This is a genomic window from Micromonospora sp. NPDC005197 (assembly GCF_040608295.1).
Taxonomy (GTDB): Bacteria; Actinomycetota; Actinomycetes; order Mycobacteriales; family Micromonosporaceae; genus Micromonospora.
Genome location: NZ_JBEXHY010000186.1, coordinates 1 through 7,954, shown reverse-complemented (window position 1 = coordinate 7,954; position 7,954 = coordinate 1). Strand labels below are relative to the sequence as shown.

8 protein-coding genes are annotated in these 7,954 nt (G+C 69.4%); 6 read left to right on the top strand and 2 right to left on the bottom strand.

Annotation, left to right across the window (positions count from 1 at the left end; translation table 11 throughout):
* Nucleotides 1-583 precede the first annotated feature (583 nt).
* A complete protein-coding gene (locus ABZU46_RS29910) occupies nt 584-838 on the bottom strand; it encodes a hypothetical protein (protein ID WP_354862999.1) in 255 nt (84 codons plus the stop codon).
* Between the two features lie 179 nt (nt 839-1,017).
* On the opposite strand from ABZU46_RS29910, the gene ABZU46_RS29905 reads away from it, so the two are divergent.
* From ABZU46_RS29905 to ABZU46_RS29890, 4 genes are all read left to right on the top strand, one after another.
* On the top strand, nt 1,018-1,194 hold the full coding sequence (locus ABZU46_RS29905; RefSeq protein WP_354862997.1) for a hypothetical protein: 177 nt from the start codon (nt 1,018-1,020) through the stop codon (nt 1,192-1,194).
* Between the two features lie 90 nt (nt 1,195-1,284).
* Nucleotides 1,285-2,343 (top strand): tryptophan--tRNA ligase, encoded by a 1,059-nt coding sequence (trpS, locus tag ABZU46_RS29900; RefSeq protein ID WP_354862996.1) that lies wholly within the window; start codon nt 1,285-1,287, stop codon nt 2,341-2,343.
* Nucleotides 2,344-2,366: 23 nt separating this feature from the next.
* Nucleotides 2,367-2,513, top strand: coding sequence for a hypothetical protein (locus ABZU46_RS29895; protein WP_354862994.1), 147 nt, complete (start codon nt 2,367-2,369; stop codon nt 2,511-2,513).
* A 26-nt stretch (nt 2,514-2,539) separates the two neighbouring features.
* Complete coding sequence (locus tag ABZU46_RS29890; protein WP_354862992.1) at nt 2,540-3,130, top strand: HAD-IA family hydrolase; 591 nt, start codon at nt 2,540-2,542, stop codon at nt 3,128-3,130.
* Between the two features lie 3 nt (nt 3,131-3,133).
* Here ABZU46_RS29890 and ABZU46_RS29885 read toward each other — a convergent pair whose 3' ends face one another.
* Nucleotides 3,134-4,105 (bottom strand): NADP-dependent oxidoreductase, encoded by a 972-nt coding sequence (locus ABZU46_RS29885; RefSeq protein ID WP_354862991.1) that lies wholly within the window; start codon nt 4,103-4,105, stop codon nt 3,134-3,136.
* 592 nt (nt 4,106-4,697) lie between these two features.
* Here ABZU46_RS29885 and ABZU46_RS29880 point away from each other — a divergent pair.
* Both ABZU46_RS29880 and ABZU46_RS29875 read left to right on the top strand, forming a co-directional pair.
* A complete protein-coding gene (locus ABZU46_RS29880; RefSeq protein WP_354862989.1) occupies nt 4,698-6,803 on the top strand; it encodes a cellulase family glycosylhydrolase in 2,106 nt (701 codons plus the stop codon).
* A 240-nt stretch (nt 6,804-7,043) separates the two neighbouring features.
* Nucleotides 7,044-7,954 (top strand): non-reducing end alpha-L-arabinofuranosidase family hydrolase (locus ABZU46_RS29875; protein WP_354862987.1); only part of this gene is annotated, 911 nt, incomplete at its 3' end.

Sequence of the window (7,954 nt, the reverse complement as noted above, 5' to 3'; positions counted from 1 at the left end):
GGCTTTACAAGCACCCTGTTGAGTTCTCAAAGAACAACCACACACCGATCAGAAGACCCAACCAGTGGGCCACCATCCCGGGGCTTTTCGTACCGCGTCCCCGCCGCTCTCGCGCCGGGCACTTTTACTACGTTACCTCACCGTCTTCGCCGTGTCAAACCGTGTGTCCCGGTCTGTCGTGCTTCGTACGGGTTGGTCCCGGCGCACTCACGCAGCAGCGAACCGCTGCGTCAGGTCGTCGGATTTGGCAGGCCGGCCGCTGCGGTGTCCCGCAGTCTCGCCCGGTGCCCTGCCGGTCGTGAACCTTACCCGGTCGGTTCCGCTGCGCCAAATCCGCCTCGCGGCTGATCCGGTGAGCCCCGCCCGAACCGTGCCCGCAGAGGCGAACCCCTGCCTGACCCGGCTGCCTGCCCGATCCGGTGCTCCAGGTCTTTCGCCCTGTTTGCCCCGTTCCGCGCTGGCAGAGAGAAAGTTACGCGTCCGTGGGTTTGATCGTCAAATCGGGGGGTAGCGTCCCGCGTCACACTGATTCCCCTCCGCGTCGGATCAGCCATCCGGAAGCCTCGCCGAGCAGCGGCGGAGGTCAGGACGCCTGCCGTCGGCGGGCGGCGGACCAGGCTCGGATGCCGAGCACACCGACGGTGGTCCCGATGGCCAGGGACGCGGCGATCAGCAGAGCGTGCACCCACAGGAAGCTGGTCGTGGCGCCGTCGGCCACCGTGCCGGAGGCCCATGATCGCGGGTCCTGCCAGATGGCGACGGCGAACCTCGGCCAGATCACCCAGGTCCAGATCCCGACCCCGACCAGGAAGAGAGCCCACCCTCGCGACAGCACCATGGCAGCCGAGTATGCCAGCGCACCCGATCCGCGAGCTGGCCAAGGACGCAACGGACGCGACGCCCGGACCGCGCGCCGCCGACCGGAGCTGGCACTCCAAGCAGCCCGTGTCCGGCCACGCCGGGGTGGGCAGTGCGAAGGAGGACAGCTCAGGACCGTCCCCCGGGTAACGTGAGGCCGTGGTCCGGACGGGCAGTTGCGTGTCGGAGGCGGTCGATGTGGTCGACGGCCTGCCGTGCGGTGTCGTGCCCACGGTCCCGGCCAGCTCCGGCGACGGCCGTGAGCACTTCCTGGACGTACTCCGTGCCGGTGGTCTGCGGTACCGCGCCGGCGCGCGATGGCGGACGGCTCGCTGAGCCCTGTTTCCGCTTACCGAGGGGGCCTGTTCGCCCCACTCGGCGCGCGCCCACGCGTGACCCACCCACCCGCATGAGAGGCACCTCGCCATGTCCATCGCACGAATGCTCACCGGCGACCGGCCCACCGGCCGCCTGCACCTTGGCCACTACGTCGGCAGCATCGCCAACCGGGTGCGGCTGCACCAGCGCTACGAGAGCTTCTTCATCATCGCTGACCTGCACATGCTGACCACCCGCAACCGCCGGGAGGACATCGACCAGGTCTCCGGCAACGCCCGCGAGATGGTGACCGACATCCTCGCCGCCGGCGTCGACTCGGCGCGTGCCACGTTCTACCTCCAGTCGGCCATTCCGGAGGTCGGCGACCTCAACACCCTTCTGCAGAACCTGGTGACCGTTCCCCGGCTGGAACGGGTGCCCTCGTTGAAGGACATGGCCCGCGACGCGGGCAAGGAGGAGATGCCGTACGGGCTGCTCGGTTATCCGGTGCTCCAGGCGGCGGACATCCTGTGCGTGAAGGGGGAGGTGGTCCCGGTCGGCCGGGACAACGCCGCCCACGTCGAGGTGACCCGGGAGATCGCCCGCCGCTTCAACCACCTGTACGGGGCGGTGTTCCCGGTGCCCGAGCTGATCCCGGCGGACACGCCCAGTCTGGTGGGCACCGACGGCACGGCCAAGATGAGCAAGAGTCGGGGCAACACGATCGCGTTGTCGGACGACGCGGCGACGGTGCGCCGCAAGGTGCGCGGGATGTACACCGACCCGAGCCGGGTGCGGGCCGACGTGCCGGGGACGGTGGAGGGCAACCCGGTCTTCGCGTACCACGAGGTGTTCAACCCGGACCGTGCCGAGGTGGCCGACCTGGCCGACCGTTACCGGGCCGGGCGGGTGGGTGACGTGGAGGTCAAGGAGCGGCTGGTCGTCGCGCTGGAGACGTTCCTGGCGCCGATCCGGGAGCGCCGGGCCGCGATCGAGGCCGAGCGGGGACTTGTCGATCGGCTGATCGTCGAGGGCACCGAGCGGACCCGGCAGGAGGTACGCCAGACCCTGACCGAGGTACGCCGGGCGATGGGGTTGACCGGGGCGTACCAGCAGATGCGGCGGCGGGCCGAGCGGACCCGGCGCCGGACGGACGCCCCGGCCTGACGTGGGCATGTCGGGTTTCCTCGTTGCCACGGGGAGACCCGACGTGCCCCCGGGGGGCGCAGAACGACCCTGCTGGCGATGCGGCGTACCGGGACGCGTTGGCGCTGGTCGGCACCGAGCCGGAACGTGCGGACCTGCTGCGTCGGCTGGCATCCGTCAGCGAGGAGTGAGCGGATTCCCGCTGTACCCTTCCTCGATGACTCTGCCTCTGCCGCCCGGTGAGTTCGCCGCGTACCTGTTCGACTGCGACGGCACCATCGTCGACTCGATGCCGCTGCACTACGTGGCGTGGCGGCGGGCGCTCGACGAGTGGGGCTGCGAGTTCCCGGAGGACCTCTTCTACGCCTGGGGTGGCCGGCCGACCGCCGACATCATCGTCGAGCTGAACGAGCGGCAGGGTCTGGCGATGCCGGTGGCGACCGTCGTCGAGAACCGCGAGCGCATCTACCAGGAGTTGCTGCCGCAGGTCGCCGCCGTGCCCGAGGTGGTGGCGCACATCCACGACGCGCACCGCCGGGTGCCGTTCGCCGTCGTCTCCGGCAGCACCCGGGCCACGGTCACCGCCTCCCTCGACGCGCTCGGTCTGCTGGACCGCTTCGACGTGCTGGTGTGCGCCGAGGACTACACGCGGGCCAAGCCCGACCCGGAGGCGTTCCTGCTCGCGGCGCGGCAGCTCGGCGTGCCCCCGGGCTCCTGCCTGGTCTTCGAGGACACCGACCTGGGCATCCAGGCCGCGACGGCGGCCGGGATGGCTTCGGTACGCGTCCCGCAACAGCGCGTCGGTTGACCCTCAGGCGATCGTCAGCAGCAGCTTGCCCAGGTAGGAGCTCTCCAGGCGCTTGTGCGCCTCCCGCACCTTGCCCAGCGGGAACGTCTCGGCGACGTGCACCACGAACGGCCCGGCCTCGATGAGTTCGTTGAGGCGCTGCAACTGTCCGCGGTTGGCCACACCGTCGTACGCCCGGACCGACACACCGGACCGTTCGCGCGGTTCCGGCCGCACCCCGTGGGCGTACGCGACGACCCCGCCGTCGGACAGCGTCTCGGTGAGCCGGTCCAGCGTCTTCCCGCCGGCCATCGCCAGGATGCCGTCCACTCCTTCCGGGGCCGCGTCCCGGATCGTCGCGAGCACCTCGTCGGCGTCGGCGTGGCCGTCGAGAGACACGTCGGCGCCGAGGCGGGTCATCAGTGCGACCCCGTCGCTGCCGGAGGCCACCGCGATCACGTTGAGCCCCTGTCGCTTGGCCAACTGCACGGCCAGGTGGCCCTGCCCACCGCTCGCACCGAAGATCAACAGCCAGGCGCCCGGCGGCAGGCTGAGGGTGTCCAGCCCGGCCAGCGCGGTCAGCGCGTCGGTGGGCATCGCACCGGCGTGCTCGGCCGGCACACCGTCGGGCAGCCTCGCGACGTACTCGGCCTTGACGGCCGCGTACTCGGCGTAGAAGCCGCCCTTCGGTCGGCTGGTGGCGGCGGCGTAGACCAGGTCACCCACCGCGAGATCGGTCACCTGGCTGCCGACCGCGATGACGGTTCCGGCGCCGTCCGGGCCGGGCACGATCGGAAACTCGGTGCCCTCGGGCACCAGCATGCCCTGCCGCTCGTAGACGTCCCACACGCCCACGCCGGCGCTCAGGACCTTGATCAGCACCTCGTCGGCGGCGGCCTCGGGTACCGGAAGTTTCCGCAGGGTGATCACCTCCGGCCCGCCGAACTCGTCCAGCGCCGCAGCCTGCATCCGCTCTGGCACGTCCGCGTCAACCATGTGGGCTTCCTCTCCGGGCCGGCGTCACCGTCGCAGCATGCCGGCTCGGCGGCGAGCCCGGCCCGGTGCTCGGTGCCGTTCACCCACAAGGGCGACCGGCCGCAGTCGGTGCACCCCCGAGGGCGTGTTTCGACGGTGTGGCGAAGTGCTCGGCATGTCCTCGTCGTACGACGCGGGCTCGTTCACGGCCGAGCGCTGCGCGGCCGCCATCGGGCGGGCGTGGCAGCCATGCTCAACAACCTGACCGGCGGTGTCTTCATGCTGGAGTACGAATTGCAGTGAACGGGGCGGGCATATCTTGCCCATCAATCGGTGAATGACTATGTTATCGATAACATAGCGATCGTTGCGGGAGCCTCGCCGCTCGCGCGGACCCTCGGGCAGTGTCCGCGCAATCCACGTTCCCGGCCGCGTCGTCCAGGCGACCACGGCCCCACGCGCACGGGCATCGCGCATTCGCCATCCCGCATGCGGTCGCCGGGTGCCAGGCCCCCGTCCGGGCACACCTCGACCCGTCAGGACCGGGTGGCCGACGGCCGGCGAACGTCGACACCCCATTCACCACAGCGCCAGCATGGCGAGGAGTCTCCTGATGAGTTCGCACGGTTTCCCACGAACACGGCGACGGGTCGGCCTGGTCGCCGGCGCGGTGGCCCTGATGGTCACCGCGGGCATGATGGTCGCCGGCAACGCCCAGGCCGCGGCCGGCTGCCAAGTGGCGTATGCCGTCCCGTCCCAGTGGCAGGGCGGCTTCACCGCCGACGTGAAGGTCACCAACCTCGGTGACGCGGTCAACGGCTGGAGCCTGAGCTGGGCCTTCCCGTTCGGCCAGCGGGTGACCCAGGCGTGGAACGCCACCGTCACCTCCTCGGGCGACCAGGTCACCGCGAAGAACGTGAGCTACAACGCCGCCATCGGCACGAACGCCTCCGTCTCCTTCGGCTTCAACGGGTCCTGGACGGGCAGCAACACCGCGCCGGCCTCGTTCGCCCTCAACGGCGTCACGTGCACCGGGAGTGTGGGCGGCACGCCGTCCCCGACCCCGACCGTCACCCCGTCCCCGACGCCGACGACATCCCCGTCCACGTCTCCGTCCCCGTCACCCGGCGGTGACGCGGCGGCGACGGTGGCGGCGATGCAGCCCGGCTGGAACGTGGGCAACACCCTCGACGCCATCCCGGACGAGACCGCATGGGGCAATCCGCTGATCACCCAGGCCATGCTGCACGAGGTACGGGCACAGGGGTACAACAGCATCCGGATCCCGATCACGTGGAGCAACCACCATGGTCCGGCGCCGACGTACACCATCGACCCGGTCTGGTTGAGCCGGGTCCAGCAGGTGGTCGACTGGTCGCTGGCCGAGGGCCTGTACGTGATGATCAACCTCCATCACGACTCCTGGCAGTGGATCAACGGCTACCCGGGCGACCGCACGAACGTGATGAACCGCTACACCGCGCTGTGGACCCAGATCGCCACGAGGTTCCGCGACCACTCGTCGAAGCTCGTCTTCGAGAACATCAACGAACCGCAGTTCACCGGCACCTCGGGCGACGCCCAGAGCGACGAGGTGCTGCGCGAGCTCCACGTCGCGTTCGTCCGCCTCGTCCGCCAGTCCGGCGGGAACAACGCCACCCGACTGCTGGTGCTGCCCACCCTCAACACCAACTCCAACCAGGCTCAGCTCGACGCGCTGGCGGCCACGATCGCGCAGCTGAACGACCGCAACATCGCGGCGACCGTCCACTTCTACGGGTGGTGGCCGTTCAGCGTGAACATCGCCGGCGGTACCCGTTACGACACCAACGTCGAGCAGGACATGGTCGACGGCTTCGACCGGGTGCGCAACACCTTCGCGGCGCGGGGTGTACCGGTGATCGTGGGCGAGTGGGGTCTGCTCAGCTACGACTACACCCGACCCGGCATCATCGAACGCGGCGAGCTGCTGAAGTTCTTCGAGGCCGTCGGCTACCAGGCCCGGATCAGGAAGTTCACCACCATGCTCTGGGACGCGGGGTCGTTCCTCAACCGCAACACCCTGCAGTGGCGGGACCCGGGCCTGCTGGCACTGATGAAGACGAGCGTGACCACCAGGTCGGCCACGGCCTCCTCGGATCAGGTCTACGTACGCCGCACCGGCACCATCACCAGCAGGACCCTCACGCTGAACCTGAACGGCGCCTCGTTCCAGGGACTGCGGCAGGGCAGCACCAACCTCGTCAACGACACCGACTACACGGTCTCCGGGACCACGCTCACCCTGACCAGCTCGGCGCTGACCCGGCTGGTCGGCAACCGCGCCCCCGGTGTGAACGCGACCATCGAGGCCCGCTTCTCGCAGGGCGTGCCGTGGCAGATCAGCATCATCTCCTACGACCCGCCGACCCAGGCCGCCGCCACCGGGACGACCGCCTCCTTCACCATCCCCACCCAGTTCCGAGGTGACCAGCTCGCCACGATGGAGGCCAGGTACGCCGACGGCTCTGCCGCCGGGCCGGCGAACTGGACCACCTACAAGGAGTTCTGGAGCACCTTCCAGCCTGACTACGCGGCGAACACGATCCTGTTGAAGCCCGAGTTCTTCGCCGAGGTCAACGATGGTCCGGTCATTCTCACCTTCCATTTCTGGAGCGGAACGCAGATCACCTACCGGCTGACCAAGTCCGGTGGCACGGTCACCGGCAGCGTCGGCTGACGACGCCTCGGTCGCCGTTCGCACGACGTCCGAGGACCGGCACGGCCGTCCTGCGTGCAGCGCACCGGGGCGGCCGTGCCGGCCTGTTCGGAGGGCCCACGATGACGGTCCGACGCCTTCAAGGCATCGAGGTTGATGGTTTGGGAGCGCTCCCGTAACATACCCGACGCGGCTGTTAACGCTCACCTAACAATGATTCCCACGAATGTGGAGGCCGCCATCCCGTCAGGAGGGTGCTTGATGACCATATTTAGAGCGACCAATGTCGGCCTCGTCTCGGCCGGTGTCGCGTTGCTGGCGTCGGCCACGGTCGTCGTGGCGATGCCGGCCGGTGCCGCCGCAGCGGGCTGCTCGGTGAACTACGCCGTGTCGTCGCAGTGGCAGGGCGGGTTCGGTGCCAACGTGACGATCACGAACCTCGGTGATCCGTTGAGCAGTTGGACGTTGACGTGGTCGTACAGCGCCGGGCAGACGGTGACGCAGTCGTGGAACACGACGTTGACGCAGAGCGGTGCGGCGGTGACCGCGCGCAACGTGAGCTACAACGGTTCGGTCGCGACCAACGGCACGGTGTCGTTCGGCTTCAACGGGTCCTGGACGAGCAGCAACCCGGCCCCGACGAGCTTCGCCCTGAACGGCGTGACCTGCAACGGTGGCACCACGCCGACGCCACCGGTGACCGACACGCCCGCACCGCCGACGACCCCACCGCCCACCACGCCACCGCCCACCACGCCGCCCCCGGGCGGCACGTGTGATCTGCCGTCGTCGTACCGGTGGTCGTCGACCGGCGCGTTGGCGCAGCCGAAGTCGGGTTGGGTGTCACTCAAGGACTTCACCGTCGCCCCCTACAACGGACGGCAACTGGTCTACGCCACCACCCACGACACCGGCACCCGGTGGGGCTCGATGAACTTCGGCCTGTTCACCAACTGGTCCGAGATGGCCTCCGCCAGCCAGAACACCATGAACAACGCCACCGTCGCACCCACACTCTTCTACTTCGCCCCCCGCAACATCTGGGTCCTGGCCTACCAGTGGGGCGGCACCGCCTTTTCCTACCGCACCTCCACCGACCCCACCAACCCCAACGGCTGGTCCGCCGCCCAAACCCTGTTCACCGGCAGCATCACCGGCTCCGGCACCGGCCC

Excerpts from the sequence above, each read along its gene's own strand:
- ABZU46_RS29910 (WP_354862999.1), bottom strand. The coding sequence starts at position 838 with ATGGTGCTGTCGCGAGGGTGGGCTCTCTTCCTGGTCGGGGTCGGGATC.
- trpS (WP_354862996.1), top strand. The coding sequence starts at position 1,285 with ATGTCCATCGCACGAATGCTCACCGGCGACCGGCCCACCGGCCGCCTG.
- ABZU46_RS29890 (WP_354862992.1), top strand. The coding sequence starts at position 2,540 with ATGACTCTGCCTCTGCCGCCCGGTGAGTTCGCCGCGTACCTGTTCGAC.
- ABZU46_RS29885 (WP_354862991.1), bottom strand. The coding sequence starts at position 4,105 with ATGGTTGACGCGGACGTGCCAGAGCGGATGCAGGCTGCGGCGCTGGAC.
- ABZU46_RS29880 (WP_354862989.1), top strand. The coding sequence starts at position 4,698 with ATGAGTTCGCACGGTTTCCCACGAACACGGCGACGGGTCGGCCTGGTC.